Below are 17,157 nucleotides of genomic sequence, written 5' to 3'. Positions count from 1 at the left end.
TTGCTTACAGGTTAAGATACTCGACGAGCACAGTTTTAATAACAAAACCCAATAATCCAAGGCCTAGAGCCCCAAACAGAACAAACGTACCAAATTTACCCGCTTTAGATTCTTTGGCTAAATCCCACATGATGAAACCCATGAATAAAATTAACCCACCGATTCCCACATAAAGAGAAATAGTTTCGAACAGCTCTATATCCATGGATACCTCTTACATCTGTGACTTAAACGTATTCATTTTTTGATTTGATGATTATATGTGAAAACCTTTCGTGTTTCTCACATCTTTCTAACCAGAATGTTTATTACAGACCTATTAATTAGGTGTGATTTAGATTAATTCACCACAAAAACTATCAAAAAAAGCGCTTATATAAGAATGATGTATAGAAGTTTTCTCATTGAGATCAACAGCAATTATGAAGAAATTGTTTAACCTAGGCCGCCTGCACGATGGACAACTCACCAATATGGTTAATACTTAAAAAGCAGCTGGCTACATGCCCCAAAACTGTAGTCAGTCGGGTCTTGTGCCCGGTGTTAAGGATTGTTCCTTAATGTTTCACTCCTAATGGTCTTGGCCCGACGCTCTCCCCCCAGGTCGTCGGGCTTTTTTATGCGCGTAATTCTCTGAGCTTTGAATTATCACCGGTGTTCACGAACCGATTGATACCATGTCGATGCATTAATAATTTCTCCATCTTCTGAAGATACTGGAGGATAAGGTATACGGTTGTTGTCGCAAAACTCGGCCACTTTGGGATGTGCCCATTGGAAAAATCGTCTTACGCGGTGTTCTTCTGGTAAACGACGGGTGCCAATGATTCCGGCTTTATTGCGTTGAAGTAATGCTTCTTGAAGAATAATCGCGGTGGCGACAGAGACATTCAGTGACTCGACCATACCAATCATTGGGATTTGAATGAGTTGATCACAGAAGCCCTTAGCCTCGGCACTTAAGCCATTTTTTTCAGCACCTAATACCAATGCTGTGGGTTTGGTGTAATCAACATCACGATAATTGACCGAATTTGCACCAAGTCCTGCTGCAACAACTTGATAACCCAATTGCTTAAGTGTTGCTAATGGTTGACAGATGTCTGCGTGAGTTTCTACCTCAACCCATTTATTGCTGCCAGATGCGGTTCCGCGATAATCGCGATAGCCCATTTTGGGTGTCACCATGTGTATTTTATCAATACCCACGGAATCGCAGGTGCGAATGATAGCGGAGAGATTACGACCTTTATGGACTTCATCGGCAACAACGGTTAAATCCGGTTGCCGATTATTCAGAACGGTCAGCAGGGTGTGATAACGCTGTGGCGTCATAGAAACTGCTACTTTACCAACGAATTAAGCTTTTGGATGAGATTGAAAAAGTCGGCTGATCCACTTAACGGCGAGCTGATCGACACCAACGGAAACCGAGGAGCCAAAGCGCTCCATCATGTTTTTCTTGATAACGTAATCAACGGCAATGACATCACAACTATCAAGATGATCAGTAATGTAAGCATCGCTGGTGCTAAGCTCATCAATTAAACCAATTTCTTTTGCTTGCGAACCGTACCAAACTTCACCAGTAGCAACTTCTGAAATATTCACGCTAGCCCGGTGGCTAGAGACAAAGTCTTTGAATAAAACATGGGTTTTATCTAAATCTTCGAGAAACTTCTCGCGACCTTTATCGGTATTTTCACCAAACATTGTCAAAGTACGTTTGTATTCACCGGCAGTGTACATTTCAAAGTCAACATCGTGTTTTTTCAAAAGTTTATGGAAGTTAGGAAGTTGAGCAACTACACCAATAGAACCAATAATCGAAAAAGGCGCAGCGATAATTTTGTCGGCAACGCACGCCATCATGTAACCGCCACTGGCTGCTACCTTATCAACGGATACGGTCAGTGGAATACCTTTTGAGCGAATTCTGTCGAGCTGACTGGACGCCAAACCATAGGAGTGCACCATGCCGCCACCGCTTTCGAGCTTTAACAAAATCTCGTCCTGAGCAGTAGCTACGTGTAATACCGCGGAAACACAATGTTTAAGTTTTTCAACATCGGATGCTTTGATATCACCGTCGAAATCGAGAACAAAAAGGCGTTTTTTAGTGGGTAATTTATCGCCGGCTTTTAGGGCTTTTTTGTTGGATTTTGACTCTGCCTTAAGACGCTTTTGCTCTTCTTTAAATTCGTTTTTTACTTCTTCAGGCGACAATACGGTTGCTCGAATGGTTTCGAACATATCTTTGTATTGATCGTTAAGATTAGTGGTTTCAATTCTGCCTTTTGTGTGCGATTTATTTTTGCCGGTGAGCGATGCAACAATGGCAACAACTACGATAACAACAATAGCGACTGTCACAATTTTCGCTATAAATAATCCATAATAAAAAAGAAATTCCAAAATAGTCTTCTCCGACCTAATTCCAAGAGTTTATTGCATTTTCTGCGGCATTATTAAACGGTCGCGCTACTAATCCGGTATGACTTAAAGAGACTTCGTACAATGCTCCATCAGCCATAGGCAAATAAGTTGCGCTTCCGTAGGTGGCATCAACACCGATGGCGTTCAAACTCAGACGCTTACACCACTGCCAAACATCAATGGTGTAATTACTTTCATATATAGGATACACGGATCGAGGTTCGGTTTGTTCTTGTTCCCAAGAGTAGTAGCGGCCACTTATGCGCTCTAGTTTAAAGGCAGGCTTAACACCAAGTGCGGCCAAAAACCCTGGCCACTTTATGATTTTTGCGTCTAATTGCCATTGATCGCCGTTAATATCAAAGTTCATTTCTTGACCTTCGGTGGTCAGTAGACGAGCTTGAAACTTCTGACTTTCGAGCTGACGAAACTCCAGGGTACCAACCGACTTTTCTGCAATAACCTGTTTGTAACTGAAAAAATCTAAGCCAACTAATGCGATAACTATGGCCAAGCCCAAAGCAGTTAATCCGATGGTGCCTTTTATCCAGCCCATAAGCCAACTGGTTTTAAACAAATAACGTAACGATAAAAACGCTACGAACAGTGCCAGACCAACTAGGATTATGGTTAATAATGTATAGAACATAGTAAGTCCATCAACGTTGTCTTTGAACAAGAAATTCGATCATTTGCCCAGCAATAGAAGTCTTAGGTGGTGTAACCGGCAATTGTTTTAACGAAAACCATTTAGCATCAATGATTTCGTCGCCATCAATGATAATTTCACCACCATTGTAGCGAGCAAAAAAACCAATCATTAATTGATTAGGAAATGGCCACGGTTGACTGCTGAAGTATTGTAACTCATCAACATCAACGCCAACCTCTTCTTTAATTTCACGCCGTGCAGCTTGCTCTAAGGTTTCACCGGACTCCACAAAACCAGCAATACAGCTATACATGTCTGATATGTATTTACCGTGTTTCGCGAGAAGAACTTCGTCATTATTTTTATGTATAAGTACAATAACGCAAGGCTGAATACGCGGGTACCAAAATCGTTTACAGCGGGAACACATTAGGGCGGGCTCTGTGGTGTGTGAGCGAGTTTTACCTGCACAAACTCCACAATATCGATGATCTTCTAGCCAATGGTACAGCTGTATTGCGCGTGACAATAAATAAAACTGTTCGCTGAATTCTTCGACAATTAGCGAACGAAGTGTTAGCCAATTGAGAGCATTCTCAGAAGTGTTGTAATGATCAAGCAGCGATTTAGCAACCTTCTTGGAAAAGGCAACTAAACGAACTTCAAAATCGTCGTTACGGTTGACCAGCACGGATTGATCGATAGCTACCGTTAGAGATTGTGTAGTCACAATACCCTGCCCAACCGCAGTGTTTAGAGCATCTTCAATTTCTAATCGGCCAAACAACACATCGCCAGGAGACTTTGCTAAAACTTGCGCGTCACAAACCAGCAAATAATGAACGCTGTTGATTTGTGTTTTTTCTAACGGGCTCAAACTCACCAATCCTTTTTAACTGGCTAAGCCCAAAGAGGCCAAGCTTTCTTCAGCAATTTGCAAAATGCTGTCGTCGGTATTTTTATCAGACTGCAAAGCAGAAACATAGTATTCGAGACTGATGACACAATCGGCAAATGGCTCCAACAATTGCTGCAACACAGCAGGATGCTCGCCAGACATTAATTCAACTTCAACAAATCGATCACACAACTCAAGTACTTTTGCACAGCGAGTACGATGCATTAATGTCATACCGCCACGAATACTTTGAAGCGTTTTGCTGACATTGCGAATGTGGCCTTGATCGAATCCGGATTCGGCGAATGAGCTCAGCGCTCGTTTAATAAGCACTAAACCGTTTTCAGCCTCTTGGAGGACGATTTTTTCGGCTTCGGCATATTGATTATCGGCGATGGTTAATTCGGAATCGACGGATTGATAACCCGCTTGCATTTTGTACTGCGAAACGAAATTCTCTACGCCCAATAAGGCATGAGCAACTTCTGAAAGCGCATGAATATCAAGACCTGTGGAGTCGTCTTTTAAAGTCTCGATAATTTTTGCCTGTTGCTTTAAGACAATACTCGGTTGCCCCAAGCCTACCACAGAAAGAATTTCTGCAAGCTTGGCGAGTTGCTCCACTAGCTGGTCAAATTCGTCGGTTGAATGAGAGCTGGCGCTGTTTTCTAAAATGTTTTTGGCAATGGCGATTTCTTCTTCAAATACAGCAATGACCGACTGAATGGTTTTTGCACTCGGCCCTCTGAGTAATTCTGCTTCGCGGGCCAATTGTTCGTCGTCGTAACCTAATCGAGTACAACCAAACTGTTCTAAAAATAGATCAACATTTTTGGTTTGATCGCCATGCTTGCCAATCGCAGCCCAATATACAAGCTCTTTAGTCAAGGCAATTGGCACATTGGTCTTAACACCTTGAATATCAAATTTAACGAGTTGTTTGATCTGTTTTTCTACTTCCATTAATAGACGCTTGCGGTACTTAGATAAAGGCAAGGAACTATTAATGGCGGCATCGACGGCAAACTGTATGGAAAGCCAAAATGCAGCTATAGGTTTATGGGCATATATGCTCGATAAACGCTCTGCGGCGTTGTACATAATTTTCAGTGGTGCTTTTTGCGGTTTACCTTGCAAGATCGCCAATAATCCGACTTGGAACATGTGTCGAATACGTCCTACCAACGATGGATAATCTTGTTTTTCAACTGTGCTTGATCGTAACCAACTAAAACTGCTCACATCTTTAGTAAAACGTTTAATGGAGAAAAAAAAGCTATCTGGAAGTGCTGCTTGATTGGAGATTTTTCTCAAATCATTAATAAACGGCAGCAATATTTCTGGGTGATATAACTTGGTATTTTCTAAAAACTCTAAGTAACGAGGAAGTGTGAAAAATGCCGTTGTGATTGCTTGCAAATCATCGTCATCTAAGCTGTGCTCACCGGGAGTAATTTCTTGGGCCACAGAGAGCAAAGATTGAGCGAGAAGCTGTGGACCTTTTAGCTGTAATAGGTCTAAGGTGCCCGATATTTGATGTAAACCTTCGACACAGGCTTGTAAACTCTCAGCATCGGCCGTATTTTCGAAAAAATCTTCAAGTTTTTTGGCAGATTGCTCGATAGTAGAGACAAGCTCCTCTCTAACTACCTTTAAAGAGCTGATTGAATTTGCCGGTAATTGATTTTCCACGAAACGATACCTTAACTATTTGTAGGGCTTTAATCTTGAGCCACGTAGGGATCAAACCTAACGTTGTTTGAGTTAAATCTTTGTTATCTCAATAACTTTAAGCAAAGTCTGACATAAATTTTCGAAAATATGTGTGGCATAAACGACGAATAGACGAAAACCTATCGACAATGTCACTTAAAATAATCAATTGCGATCGTAATTTGCTCGCAGGTATCAAGATTGCTTTCAAGATTGCATTAGTGACTTGTCGTAACGACTATAATAAATACACCTGTATAATAATTTTATTAGCATCTATAGCCATTAAGCCAATGATTTTGGTTATAATTCATCGAAGGATCAAGATAAGATCCATACAAGTGGCATTGCCTTAATCGCCTAAGCATATACTTAAGCCATTGAAGTTGTCACTTTAAGATTAGTCGAAATGTAATTGAATTAGCTCTATTTTTTATAACTACAATAACGTGAATTGCACACGTAAAGGCTCAACTATCGAGATTTGTTTCCGGTTAGTTGGTTTTCATCATTTCACGGTTACAACTCCTGCAACTCGTACCGATGATTTTTTAAATTTAATAACTTTTTTTAAGTAAGGAAGCAGGCATGGAATTAACGCTATCCCAGGCATTTGGGAAAAACTTTCTTGGCTCGTCACCGATCTGGTACAAGCAGGCAATCATTGCTTTTTTGATTCTTAATCCATTAGTTTATTTTTTCGGCGGAGAATCCAGTGCGTTTATATGCGGCTGGTTATTGATCGCCGAGTTCATTTTCACTCTTGCAATGGCACTCAAGTGCTATCCCCTGCAACCGGGCGGCTTGCTCGCTCTCGAAGCTGTTGCGCTCGGACTAACCGACGCTCATTCCGTCTATCATGAAGTTTCTGCGAACTTACAAGTGATCTTGCTCTTGGTCTTTATGGTCGCGGGCATTTACTTCATGAAAAACCTACTGCTGTTTTTGTTCACAAAAATTCTGATTACCGTACGCTCAAAACTGGGCCTATCGCTGCTCTTTTTGTTGTCGTCAGCGTTTCTTTCAGCCTTTTTGGATGCGTTAACCGTAACCGCGGTACTTATCAGCGTTGTGGTTGGGTTTTACTCGGTCTACCACAAAGTGGCCTCTGGTAAACAAATTACACACACAGACGATCACGACCACGGCGATGACGCCACCATTGTGGATATTCACAGAGAAGATTTAGAGAGCTTCCGGTCTTTTTTACGCAGTTTAATTATGCACGGTGCCATTGGTACGGCATTAGGCGGCGTATGTACCTTGGTGGGAGAGCCACAAAACCTGTTAATTGCTGATGTAGCTGGTTGGGATTTTGCTACCTTCGCTCTTAAAATGGCGCCGGTAACTGCACCGTGTTTTGTTTTAGGTGTGTTAACTTGCGTGTTTTTAGAGAAGACCTCTATTTTGGGTTATGGCGGGAAACTTCCTGATCCAGTGCGAACAATTCTGGAAGATTTCGAGTTAAACGAAAGTAAAAAACGCAAGACCAAAGAAATTGCCGCATTAATTATTCAAGGTATTACCGCGATCTTTTTGATTGTTGCTTTGGCGATGCATTTAGCAGAAGTGGGGATTATCGGTTTAACTGTAATTGTACTGATTACCGCCTTCACAGGTATTACCGATGAACACCAAATTGGTCACGCCTTTGAAGAAGCCCTGCCATTTACAGCTTTATTGGTAGTTTTCTTTTCAGTGGTTGCCGTTATTCATGATCAACATCTGTTTTCACCCATCACTCACGCAGTCTTAAAGTTAGATGCCGATGTACAGGGACCCATGTTCTTTGTTGCCAACGGTATTCTGTCGATGATCAGTGATAATGTGTTTGTAGCGACTGTTTATATTAATGAAGTAAAAGCCGCATTGGATAACACAGATCCGAGCCAAATCACGATCACACGGGAACAATTTGATAAGCTTGCCGTGGCAATTAATACAGGTACAAACCTACCCAGTGTTGCCACACCCAATGGACAAGCAGCGTTCCTATTTTTATTGACCTCGGCGCTTGCTCCGCTGATTCGATTATCTTACGGGCGCATGGTAGTCATGGCGTTGCCCTACACCATTGTACTGTCGATTGCTGGTGTACTTTGTGTTGCTTATCTTTTGTAGCAAACTTTTGCAGAAGATTCTTGTAGGAGACTCTTGTAGGAGACTCTAACTAGCTCCCGCAAAATTTAATTGGAAGACAGAAATAAAAAAGCCCAACCAATGTTGGGCTTTTTTTGAGCTGAAAACTTGTATATTAGGTTCTCATGCGCTTAACACGGTTAATTCCGTTAAGAGCCGCCTGACGATAGGCCTCAGCCATGGTTGGGTAGTTAAACGTCGTTGAAACAAAGTAGTGAATGTTATTAGCATCACCTTTTTGTTTCATAATAGCTTGGCCAATGTGAATAATCTCGGAAGCTTCCGCTCCAAAGCAGTGGATACCAAGAATTTCGTAGGTATCTATGTGGAAGAGTATTTTCAACATACCCACATCTTCACCGGAAATTTGGCCCCGCGCGACGTGTTTAAAAAACGCTCGACCTACTTCGTAAGGGATTCGCTGCGCGGTTAATTCACGCTCGGTTTTACCTAATGAGCTGATTTCAGGTAAGGTGTAAATACCGGTTGGAACCTCAGTTGCGTAATCGGCACTTTCGCCCAACATAATTTTCGCAACCGCTCGACCTTGATCGAAAGACGCACTGGCGAGGCTTGGCCAACCGATAACGTCACCGACCGCGTAAATATTGTCGGCTTCGGTTCTGTAATCTTCATCTACGGTAAGTTGACCACGGTGATCCGCACTTAGCTCTACAGACTCAAGATTCAATAGATCGGTGTTACCAGTACGACCGTTACACCACAACAGCGCATCAGCACGTAATCGCTTGCCTGATTTCAGCGTAAGCGTTACACCGTCATCATCAGCTTTCACGCCCGCGTATTCTTCGTTATGACGTACCATAACCCCACCATCACGCAGATGATAACTAAGGGCATCGGATATTTCGTCATCCAAAAATGAGAGCAGTCTGTCACGGCTGTTGATTAGATCTACTTTTATACCCATACCCACAAAGATAGAGGCGTATTCACAACCAATCACACCCGCACCGTAAATAATTAAACTGATCGGCGAGTGTTTCATCTCAAGAACAGTGTCACTGTCGTAGATGCGTGGATGATCAAAATCAACGTCGGCTGGACGGTAAGGACGCGAGCCAGTACCGATAATAAATTTCTCAGCGGTGAATGTTTCTGTGACACCGTCTTGCAGCTTAACTTGAATGGTATGTTTGTCTATAAAATGGGCGATACCGGTAAACAGTTGAATTCGATTACGTGCATAGTGTGATGCATGCATTTCAACTTGCTTTGGGATTACGCGGTTCGCGGCTTGTAGCACTTGTGGATAGGTTAATGTCTTGTGCTCACCGATTGTTCTAAACAACGGATCGTGGTTAAAACGAATCAATTGCTTAACAACATGTCGCAACGATTTTGAAGGAATGGTGCCTTTATGAGCACAGTTACCACCAACCATAGAACGCGCTTCAATCATCGCCACGCGTTTGCCGTTTTTGGCCAAAGAAATAGCCGCGGACTCTCCTCCTGGTCCGGAGCCTATTACAATTACATCAAAGTTATAGTCACTCATAGTGATACAAAACTGCCCCTGTATTGAGTCTAACTAGGTTTATCGTTGGAGTACGGCAGTTTTTTGAGTCGATAGTAATCGAAAACCGAGTGGTCGAGTTAACAGCACACCTTGATTAGTCTCCAATACGGCTACTGATCCCTCAACTGCCTTTTAACTCGAGTTTAGAGTCGATAACACTGTTCACGGTTTTGAAAGGACAAAACCTGTTGTATTAAGCTCTCAAATTTTTATAGTTTTGTCGGATTATTTTTTTACTTCGTAGGCAAGATCTGTTTTAGCGACAGTGCCATTTTTACGCTCTTCACACTTACTTTCGTCGCCGCCACAAAAATCACAAACGTAATCTTTTTCGCCCAAAGCAGCGCCAATACCGCCACAAGAGCCAGTAATGGGTTTTCTACCCATAATTACACCAACTGACATTGCTGCAACTACAGTTAGTAGAACGAGTAACGTTACAAGAAAAGTCATGGTATTACCTTTCAGTTCATATATTGTTCAAATGTTTCGGAAGGATATTCCGCAAACTTGTCGTGTTCACGCACAATAAAAAAACAAGGAATCTGATTGTCATTACACACTTTAATAGACTTCTCATAACCCAAAACATTCAAACCAGTTGCCAGAGCATCTGCCATTGCACTGGATTTATGTAACACGGTTATAGATGCCAGATTGTGAGTAATGGGCTTACCTGTACGTGGATCTATTGTGTGAGAATAACGAACTCCGTCATCGTCGAAGTAGTTTCTATAATCTCCAGAAGTAGCCATGGCAAGATCTTCTACCTCGATGGCTTGTGCTGGATCGTTTCTGCCGAGAGTAGGAGCTTCAATACCAATACGCCAGCGAGAGCCGCGATTATTGTGGCCCTTGACACGGATCTCACCACCAATTTCTACGAGATAATTTTCAACTCCGAGCATTTCCAGATAATTCGCTACCTTGTCGACAGCGTAACCTTTCGCCACAGATGACAAATCAACGCTTACATCAGAATTGCGAGTTGCGGTGGAGTTTGTGGCGTCCAAAAGTATTTTTTCGAAACCGACCTTAGCCAGTGCATCACTAATTTCTAGATCACTGGGCACTTCTCTGCGGTTATCAGGGCCAAAGCCCCAAATATTTACTAACGGTGCAACTGTGACATCGAATGCGCCGTGTGTTAACTGATAGACATCAGAGCTTACCTGCAAGATCTCTGTTAATTCTGAAGAGAGAACCACCGGTTCGCCAATGGGCGAGCGGTTAAAACGCATAAGTTCAGAGTCTTTAATATAGGTAGATGCGGCTTGATTGATGTCGCCAAGCAAGTTCATGATTTTCATTGCCACTGTATTAGGGTCAGTCGACAACTCATCATCAATAATGGTGATGTTGTATGTCGTACCCATGGTAGGGCCAGACAAATACAGCGGAACATTCGAATCCGAACACGCAGAAATAAAACTAACTAATACGAAACAAAGTAGGGCCCGATAAACGAGCCCCACTCCATGATTCGAACTTGTCTGCTTAACCACCGAAGTCGTCAAGAAGAATGTTCTCATCCTCTACTCCAAGATTTTTCAGCATGGAGATCACAGCAGCGTTCATCACTGGAGGTCCACACATGTAGTACTCACAGTCTTCTGGTGCTGGGTGATCTTTCAAATAGTTTTCATACAACACATTATGGATGAAGCCTGTAAGACCAGTCCAATTATCTTCTGGTTGAGGATCTGAAAGAGCGATGTGCCAATCAAAATTCTCGTTCTCAGAAGCTAAAGTGTTGTAATCATCTTCATAGAAAAGTTCTCGAAGTGATCGAGCACCGTACCAGAAAGAAATCTTACGTTTAGAGTTCAATCGGCGTAGCTGATCGAAGATATGGGAGCGCATAGGCGCCATACCTGCACCACCACCGATAAATACCATTTCGTTATCGGTATCTTTCGCGAAGAATTCACCGAATGGTCCGAATACAGTAATTTTGTCGCCTGGCTTCAAACTAAATACGTATGAAGACATTTGACCCGGTGGAATACCTTGAGAGCCAGGAGGTGGAGTTGCAATACGGATATTGAACTTCACTACGCCTTTTTCTTCAGGATAGTTGGCCATCGAGTAAGCACGAATGATCGGCTCATTAACTTTCGATTCGATGTTAAAGAAGCCAAAGCGCTCCCAGTCACCACGATATTGCTCTTCGATGTCGAAGTCAGAGTATTTAACGTGATGTGGTGGCGCTTCTAACTGCACATAACCACCAGCACGGAAATCTACGTTTTCACCCTCAGGAAGACGAAGAGTCAATTCTTTAATGAAGGTAGCAACGTTCGGGTTAGATTCAACGGTACATTCCCATTGCTTAACGCCGAATACGTCTTCTTCAACGTGAATTTCCATGTCTTGCTTAACAGGAACCTGACAAGACAAACGCCAACCTTCACGAGCTTGACGCTTATTAAAATGCGCAGCTTCCGTTGGCAGCATTGAGCCGCCACCGCTGTTAACCACACATTTACACTGTGCGCAGCTACCACCGCCACCACAAGCAGAAGGCAAGAACATTCCGCTTTCGGCTAGAGTTTGTAGCAATTTACCGCCCGCTGGAACAGTAAGAGTTTTCTCACCGTTCACAACAATGTTCACATCTCCAGTACTTACAAGCTTGGAGCGTGCGCTAAGAATGACTACCACCAACACCAATACGATGGCGGTAAACATTCCTACACCAATTACGATTTCCATGCTCTACCTCACTTATAGATCGATGCCGCCGAAGGACATGAAGCCTAAAGACATCAAACCTACAGTAATGAAGGTGATGCCAAGACCTTGCAGTCCTGCTGGCACGTCGCTGTATTTAAGTTTCTCGCGAATAGCAGCAAGTACGGCAATAGCTAGAGCCCAGCCAATACCAGCGCCAATTCCGAAAACGGTACTTTCTGCAAAGTTATAATCGCGCTCAACCATGAACAATGAAGCACCCATGATGGCGCAGTTCACAGTGATCAAAGGAAGGAAAACACCAAGGGCGTTGTAAAGTGCAGGAACATACTTATCCAACACCATTTCCAAGATCTGCACAAGCGCTGCAATTACACCAATGTAAGAAATTAAGCCTAAGAAGCTTAAATCTACATTAGGTAAGCCAGCCCATGCCAAAGCACCGTCAGCAAGAAGGTAGGTATAAAGTAAGTTATTGATTGGCACAGTTAAGCCCAACACCACAACCACCGCAACACCAAGACCGATGGCAGCATCAACCTTTTTGGATACGGCCATGAAAGTACACATACCCAAGAAAAAGGTTAACGCCATATTGTCGATAAAGATCGAACGAACAAATAAGCTTAAGTAATATTCCATGACTACACCTCTTTAGGCTTAGTATTCGCTGCGATCTTGAATTCCGCTTCTTCGGCTTGTTTAGGTTTCCACGAACGTAGACCCCAAATAATTAAGCCGATTAGGAAGAATGCACTTGGCGGAAGCAACATCAAACCGTTAGAAACATACCAACCACCATCGGTAGTTAATGACAATATTTCTACACCGAATAATTTACCTGAGCCTAGCAGTTCACGAATGAATGCCAAGGTTAAAAGCAATACGCTATAGCCTAAACCGTTACCAATACCGTCTAAGAAACTTGGAATTGGTGGGTTTTTCATCGCGTAAGCTTCGGCACGACCCATTACGATACAGTTGGTGATAATCAAGCCCACGAATACCGATAACTGCTTACTGATATCGTAAGCAACAGCTTTTAGGATTTGGTCTACTACGATTACCAGAGACGCAATGATGGTCATTTGCGCGATGATGCGAATACTGCCTGGAATGAAGTTACGCACCGCAGCAACGAAGAAGTTTGAGAAAGCGGTTACCAAAGTCAGTGCAATACACATAACAATGGTTACTTTCAAACTACTGGTTACCGCCAAAGCAGAACAAATACCCAAAATTTGTAACGCAATGGGGTTGTTCTCAAAGACGGGTTTAAAGAGTAACTCTTTTACCTTCATGATTAGGCCTCCCCTTCTTTAAGGTTGGTTAAAAACTTACCAAAACCTTCATCACTCAACCAAAAACGAACTAGGTTGCTGACGCCTCGGCTGGTCAAAGTAGCACCAGACAAGCCATCAATCTGATGAGCAGCAGAATCAGCAGCTTTACCCTTGATTACGCGAACAGCAACGTCACCACTGTTGTCGAACATTTCTTTGCCAATCCAACCGGCTTTCCAAGCTGGATTATCAACTTCACCACCGAGTCCTGGAGTTTCACCATGCTCGTAGAAGCCGATACCGGCAACCGTGTTCATATCAGATTCCAAAGCAAGGAAGCCGTATAACGTTGACCAAAGACCGTAACCTCGGATTGGAAGAATCACCTTATCAACATTGCCGTCTTTCTCAACAATGTAAACTTCAGAGCGATTTTCAAGACGCGAAATTTTCGCCAGGTCTTCTTCGGTACTTAACTCACGAGATTGAGATGGATCTTTTGCGGCTGCCACAGGATCGTATGAGTCTGGATCGCCATCGGTGAACTTGCCAGTTTCTAATTGAACAATACGTGTATTGATCTGAGAAAACTGCTCTTCAACAGATTTAGAAGTATCAAGTAAACCTGCTGCCGCAAGAATATTGCGTTTAAAGTCTAATTCTTTGTTAGCAACCTGAGCCGGTTTCAGCATAACTGCTGCCGCAGAAACAATAACGGAGCAAACAATACAAAGAACCAAGGCGACTGTAATAGTGCCAGCTGTAGAGTCTTTATTAGCCACGAGCTAATCTCCTCTTAACATTGCTCTGAACAACGAAATGGTCGATCAATGGAGCAAATAGGTTCGCAAAGAGAATTGCCAACATCATACCTTCAGGGAATGCAGGGTTCACAACACGAATCACTACCACCATGAAACCAATCAACGCGCCGAAATACCATTTGCCTGTACTGGTCATAGAAGCAGAAACCGGATCGGTAGCCATGAAGACCATACCAAACGCGAAACCACCAAGAACCAAGTGCCAGTACCAAGGTACAGAGAACATTGGGTTAGTATCAGAACCGATGAAGTTAAATAAGGTAGAGGTCGCAACCATACCCAACATAACGCCGGCCATGATTCTCCAAGAAGCAATTTTGGTTAGCAGCAATACTGCACCGCCAATAAAAATTGCCAAGGTAGAAACTTCACCCATCGAACCTTGCATATGACCAATGAAAGCGTCATTCCAAGTTAGAGATAGAGAAGTTTGCATAGCCTCTAAACCATCAACAGCCGCTACCGAAAGCGCAGTAGCACCTGTAAAGCCATCTACCGCAGTCCAAACTGAATCACCCGACATAAACGCAGGGTAAGCGAAGAATAGAAATGCACGGCCAGACAATGCAGGGTTGAGGAAGTTTTTGCCGGTACCACCAAATACTTCTTTACCGATAACCACACCGAAGGAAATACCCAGCGCAGCCAACCAAAGAGGTAGAGTTGGAGGACAAACCAACGCAAAAAGAATGGAAGTTACAAAGAAACCTTCATTAACTTCGTGGCCACGTTTCATGGCGAAAAGTACTTCCCAAAAACCACCAACAACGAACGTTACTGCGTAAATGGGTAAAAAGTACAAAGCGCCGTGCCAAATACAATTAAGCACATTGCTGGCGTCAAACGTTCCAATAAAAGCATCGCGCCAGTTACCAATTTCGGTAAGGCCCATAGTTGCCATAGTGGTGTTTGCTTGCCAACCGATGTTGTACATTCCGTAAAAAACTGCTGGGAAGGTACACATCCACACAGTAATCATGATGCGCTTAAGGTCAACGCCATCACGAACGTGTGAAGTTGTCTTAGTTACTGAACCTGGACGATAGAAGATGGTATCAACTGCTTCGAACAGTGCATACCAGCCTGCCCATTTTCCACCTTTGTGGAAATTAGGCTCTATGCCATCTAAAAATTTGCGTAATGACATCAGATTAACCCTCCATCTCAATACGAGTTAAGTTGTCGCGAAGAATCGGGCCATACTCGTATTTGCCAGGGCAAACAAAGGTACAAAGAGCTAAGTCTTCTTCATCCAACTCTAAACAACCGAGTTTTTGAGCGGTATCTGTGTCACCTACGATCAAAGAACGTAATAAATGAGTCGGAAGCACATCAAGTGGCATGACTCTTTCATAGTTACCCACAGGAACCATTGCCCTTTCACTACCAGCGGTCGTGGTATCGAAGTCGAACTTTTTGCCCGAGAACAACTTCGAAATATAAATTCCCATTACCGAGAAGTAATCAAACCCAGGACGCAAGTAATGAACGGGTGGACGATCATCCCCTTCTGCCAACAGAGAAACCTGCAAATGGTAACGCCCAAGGTACGCCAATGGGCCGATCGCTGTACGTCCGCCAAAAACAGAGCCGCTGATAATACGAACTTTGGCTTTGCTGTATTCGCCAGCACACAACTCTTGCAAGTTGGCGCCAAGACGAGTTTTGATCAAACGAGGCTTTTCAACAACTGGACCACCAAGAGCAATCACGCGATCGGTAAAAACTTTACCAGTGGTAAAGAGCTTGCCAATTGCAACAACGTCTTGGTAATTAACCGTCCAAACGGTCTTCTTAACTGATACAGGATCAAGGAAGTGAATGTGTGTTCCCGCATTACCCGCTGGGTGAATGCCAGAAAACTCTTCAACTTTAACTTGGCTATTGGTACCAGTAAAAACATCGGCGCCAGCTGCTTTACAAACAAACAAAGTACCTTCAGTCAGTTTGGACAAAACGCTCAAACCGTCGGCAAAGTCTTGTTTGTACTCTTGCAAAACTACTGCTGGATCTGCTGCCAATGGATTGGTGTCCATGACATTAATGAAAATAGAATTCGGTTTCGAATCTACGGAAGGAACTTTGCTATAAGGACGTGTACGAAGAACAGTCCAGACGCCAGATTCAATGAGCGTAGAACGAACTTGTTCTTCGGTCAAAGACGCCAACTGGTCACTGGAAAATGACTCGAACGACTCACTGTCGTCACCATCTATATCAATTACGACGGATTGGAATACTCGCTTAGCACCGCGGTTAATAGCCGCTACAGTGCCCGAGGCAGGAGAGGTGTAACGAACACCTTCAGATTTCTTATCGGTGAATAATAATTGACCGACTTTAACCTTGTCACCCACTTGGACCGCCATGGTAGGCTTCATACCATGATAATCCGATCCGATTACAGCTACGGAAGTTACTCGCGATGAGCTGTCAACGATCTGCTGGGGTGCCCCTGTAATGGGTAATTCCAATCCCTTACGGATCTTTATCATACACCTTGCCTAATCACTAGTTGAACAGTGGACAGCTACCAATGTGTGCCTTTAGCAAACTAAAGACTTGGTTTGCTGCATGCTTCTTTGTTGAGGTTGCCATTTATAAAATCTATTAAAGACATTCAAGTTAAAGCTTTTCAGCTACCAGATGTCAATAAGTAAAAAGATCAATAGCAATGTTTATCGAGAAATGCTCAAAGGCAAATCTGCTTTTACCAGCACCCAGCAAAACTTATGCAATAAAAGAGCACCTGTAACGCCAATGTGGCTGGTTAGGTTAAATTGAGAACCCAACGGACACGATAAACCCGTACCGTCACCAAAAAATCCGCGCAATTATAGGATCGTATGGTTTTTCTTTCCAGCGTGGCGCGTAGTTTTTTATGAGAGATTTGAAGAAAACTATTGTAAAGTCAAAAACTTAGCTCGATATTTCGACAACTAATAAAAACTTACAGGTGAGGTATTAGGCGTTATATG

At 43.1% G+C, this 17,157-nt stretch carries 16 protein-coding genes; 1 reads left to right on the top strand and 15 read right to left on the bottom strand.

The window, feature by feature from the left end:
* Positions 1–4 precede the first annotated feature (4 nt).
* The 6 genes from ACYQ2C_RS05995 to ACYQ2C_RS05970 form a co-directional block, all read right to left on the bottom strand.
* On the bottom strand, positions 5–205 hold the full coding sequence (locus ACYQ2C_RS05995; protein WP_460051798.1) for a DUF2788 domain-containing protein: 201 nt from the start codon (positions 203–205) through the stop codon (positions 5–7).
* A gap of 443 nt (positions 206–648) precedes the next feature.
* Positions 649–1,335: a tRNA (guanosine(18)-2'-O)-methyltransferase TrmH gene (gene trmH / locus ACYQ2C_RS05990; RefSeq protein WP_460100732.1), complete on the bottom strand. Its 687-nt coding sequence runs from the start codon at positions 1,333–1,335 to the stop codon at positions 649–651.
* Between the two features lie 24 nt (positions 1,336–1,359).
* Positions 1,360–2,415 (bottom strand): protease SohB, encoded by a 1,056-nt coding sequence (gene sohB, locus ACYQ2C_RS05985; protein WP_460100730.1) that lies wholly within the window; start codon positions 2,413–2,415, stop codon positions 1,360–1,362.
* A gap of 16 nt (positions 2,416–2,431) precedes the next feature.
* On the bottom strand, positions 2,432–3,085 hold the full coding sequence (locus ACYQ2C_RS05980) for a cation/multidrug efflux pump (RefSeq protein WP_460051793.1): 654 nt from the start codon (positions 3,083–3,085) through the stop codon (positions 2,432–2,434).
* 10 nt (positions 3,086–3,095) lie between these two features.
* Complete coding sequence (gene nudC / locus ACYQ2C_RS05975; protein WP_460100727.1) at positions 3,096–3,965, bottom strand: NAD(+) diphosphatase; 870 nt, start codon at positions 3,963–3,965, stop codon at positions 3,096–3,098.
* A gap of 15 nt (positions 3,966–3,980) precedes the next feature.
* Positions 3,981–5,678 carry a pilus assembly protein gene (locus ACYQ2C_RS05970; protein WP_460051790.1) on the bottom strand — a complete coding sequence of 566 codons (1,698 nt, stop codon included), beginning with the start codon at positions 5,676–5,678 and terminating at the stop codon, positions 3,981–3,983.
* A 609-nt stretch (positions 5,679–6,287) separates the two neighbouring features.
* Here ACYQ2C_RS05970 and nhaB point away from each other — a divergent pair.
* Positions 6,288–7,820: a sodium/proton antiporter NhaB gene (gene nhaB / locus ACYQ2C_RS05965; RefSeq protein WP_460051788.1), complete on the top strand. Its 1,533-nt coding sequence runs from the start codon at positions 6,288–6,290 to the stop codon at positions 7,818–7,820.
* A 133-nt stretch (positions 7,821–7,953) separates the two neighbouring features.
* Here the strand turns inward: nhaB and sthA are convergent, their stop codons facing one another.
* The 9 genes from sthA to ACYQ2C_RS05920 all read right to left on the bottom strand — a co-directional run bounded on the left by sthA (position 7,954) and on the right by ACYQ2C_RS05920 (position 16,674).
* Complete coding sequence (gene sthA, locus ACYQ2C_RS05960; protein ID WP_460051787.1) at positions 7,954–9,357, bottom strand: Si-specific NAD(P)(+) transhydrogenase; 1,404 nt, start codon at positions 9,355–9,357, stop codon at positions 7,954–7,956.
* 246 nt (positions 9,358–9,603) lie between these two features.
* The gene (nqrM, locus tag ACYQ2C_RS05955; protein ID WP_460051785.1) at positions 9,604–9,831 is read right to left on the bottom strand and encodes a (Na+)-NQR maturation NqrM; all 228 of its coding nucleotides are present in this window, start codon (positions 9,829–9,831) and stop codon (positions 9,604–9,606) included.
* Positions 9,832–9,842: 11 nt separating this feature from the next.
* Positions 9,843–10,754, bottom strand: coding sequence for an FAD:protein FMN transferase (locus ACYQ2C_RS05950; protein WP_460100722.1), 912 nt, complete (start codon positions 10,752–10,754; stop codon positions 9,843–9,845).
* A gap of 121 nt (positions 10,755–10,875) precedes the next feature.
* Positions 10,876–12,093, bottom strand: coding sequence for an NADH:ubiquinone reductase (Na(+)-transporting) subunit F (gene nqrF, locus ACYQ2C_RS05945; RefSeq protein WP_460051782.1), 1,218 nt, complete (start codon positions 12,091–12,093; stop codon positions 10,876–10,878).
* Positions 12,094–12,105: 12 nt separating this feature from the next.
* Positions 12,106–12,714: an NADH:ubiquinone reductase (Na(+)-transporting) subunit E gene (gene nqrE / locus ACYQ2C_RS05940; RefSeq protein WP_460051780.1), complete on the bottom strand. Its 609-nt coding sequence runs from the start codon at positions 12,712–12,714 to the stop codon at positions 12,106–12,108.
* A 2-nt stretch (positions 12,715–12,716) separates the two neighbouring features.
* The gene (locus ACYQ2C_RS05935; RefSeq protein WP_460051779.1) at positions 12,717–13,373 is read right to left on the bottom strand and encodes an NADH:ubiquinone reductase (Na(+)-transporting) subunit D; all 657 of its coding nucleotides are present in this window, start codon (positions 13,371–13,373) and stop codon (positions 12,717–12,719) included.
* A gap of 2 nt (positions 13,374–13,375) precedes the next feature.
* Entirely contained in the window at positions 13,376–14,137 is a 762-nt protein-coding gene (locus tag ACYQ2C_RS05930; protein ID WP_460051778.1) for a Na(+)-translocating NADH-quinone reductase subunit C, read from the bottom strand.
* The gene (locus tag ACYQ2C_RS05925) at positions 14,130–15,326 is read right to left on the bottom strand and encodes an NADH:ubiquinone reductase (Na(+)-transporting) subunit B (protein ID WP_460100715.1); all 1,197 of its coding nucleotides are present in this window, start codon (positions 15,324–15,326) and stop codon (positions 14,130–14,132) included. Before ACYQ2C_RS05925 ends, ACYQ2C_RS05930 begins: the two co-directional genes overlap by 8 nt.
* 4 nt (positions 15,327–15,330) lie before the next feature.
* On the bottom strand, positions 15,331–16,674 hold the full coding sequence (locus ACYQ2C_RS05920) for a Na(+)-translocating NADH-quinone reductase subunit A (protein WP_460051775.1): 1,344 nt from the start codon (positions 16,672–16,674) through the stop codon (positions 15,331–15,333).
* Positions 16,675–17,157 lie beyond the last annotated feature (483 nt).

The organism is Sessilibacter sp. MAH3, from assembly GCF_054658275.1.
This window is presented reverse-complemented; position numbering and strand designations above follow the sequence as displayed.

Coding starts and splice junctions, on each gene's coding strand:
- ACYQ2C_RS05995 (WP_460051798.1), bottom strand. CDS start 205: ATGGATATAGAGCTGTTCGAAACTATTTCTCTTTATGTGGGAATCGGT.
- trmH (WP_460100732.1), bottom strand. CDS start 1,335: ATGACGCCACAGCGTTATCACACCCTGCTGACCGTTCTGAATAATCGG.
- ACYQ2C_RS05980 (WP_460051793.1), bottom strand. CDS start 3,085: ATGTTCTATACATTATTAACCATAATCCTAGTTGGTCTGGCACTGTTC.
- nhaB (WP_460051788.1), top strand. CDS start 6,288: ATGGAATTAACGCTATCCCAGGCATTTGGGAAAAACTTTCTTGGCTCG.
- sthA (WP_460051787.1), bottom strand. CDS start 9,357: ATGAGTGACTATAACTTTGATGTAATTGTAATAGGCTCCGGACCAGGA.
- nqrM (WP_460051785.1), bottom strand. CDS start 9,831: ATGACTTTTCTTGTAACGTTACTCGTTCTACTAACTGTAGTTGCAGCA.
- ACYQ2C_RS05950 (WP_460100722.1), bottom strand. CDS start 10,754: ATGGGTACGACATACAACATCACCATTATTGATGATGAGTTGTCGACT.
- nqrF (WP_460051782.1), bottom strand. CDS start 12,093: ATGGAAATCGTAATTGGTGTAGGAATGTTTACCGCCATCGTATTGGTG.
- nqrE (WP_460051780.1), bottom strand. CDS start 12,714: ATGGAATATTACTTAAGCTTATTTGTTCGTTCGATCTTTATCGACAAT.
- ACYQ2C_RS05935 (WP_460051779.1), bottom strand. CDS start 13,373: ATGAAGGTAAAAGAGTTACTCTTTAAACCCGTCTTTGAGAACAACCCC.
- ACYQ2C_RS05925 (WP_460100715.1), bottom strand. CDS start 15,326: ATGTCATTACGCAAATTTTTAGATGGCATAGAGCCTAATTTCCACAAA.
- ACYQ2C_RS05920 (WP_460051775.1), bottom strand. CDS start 16,674: ATGATAAAGATCCGTAAGGGATTGGAATTACCCATTACAGGGGCACCC.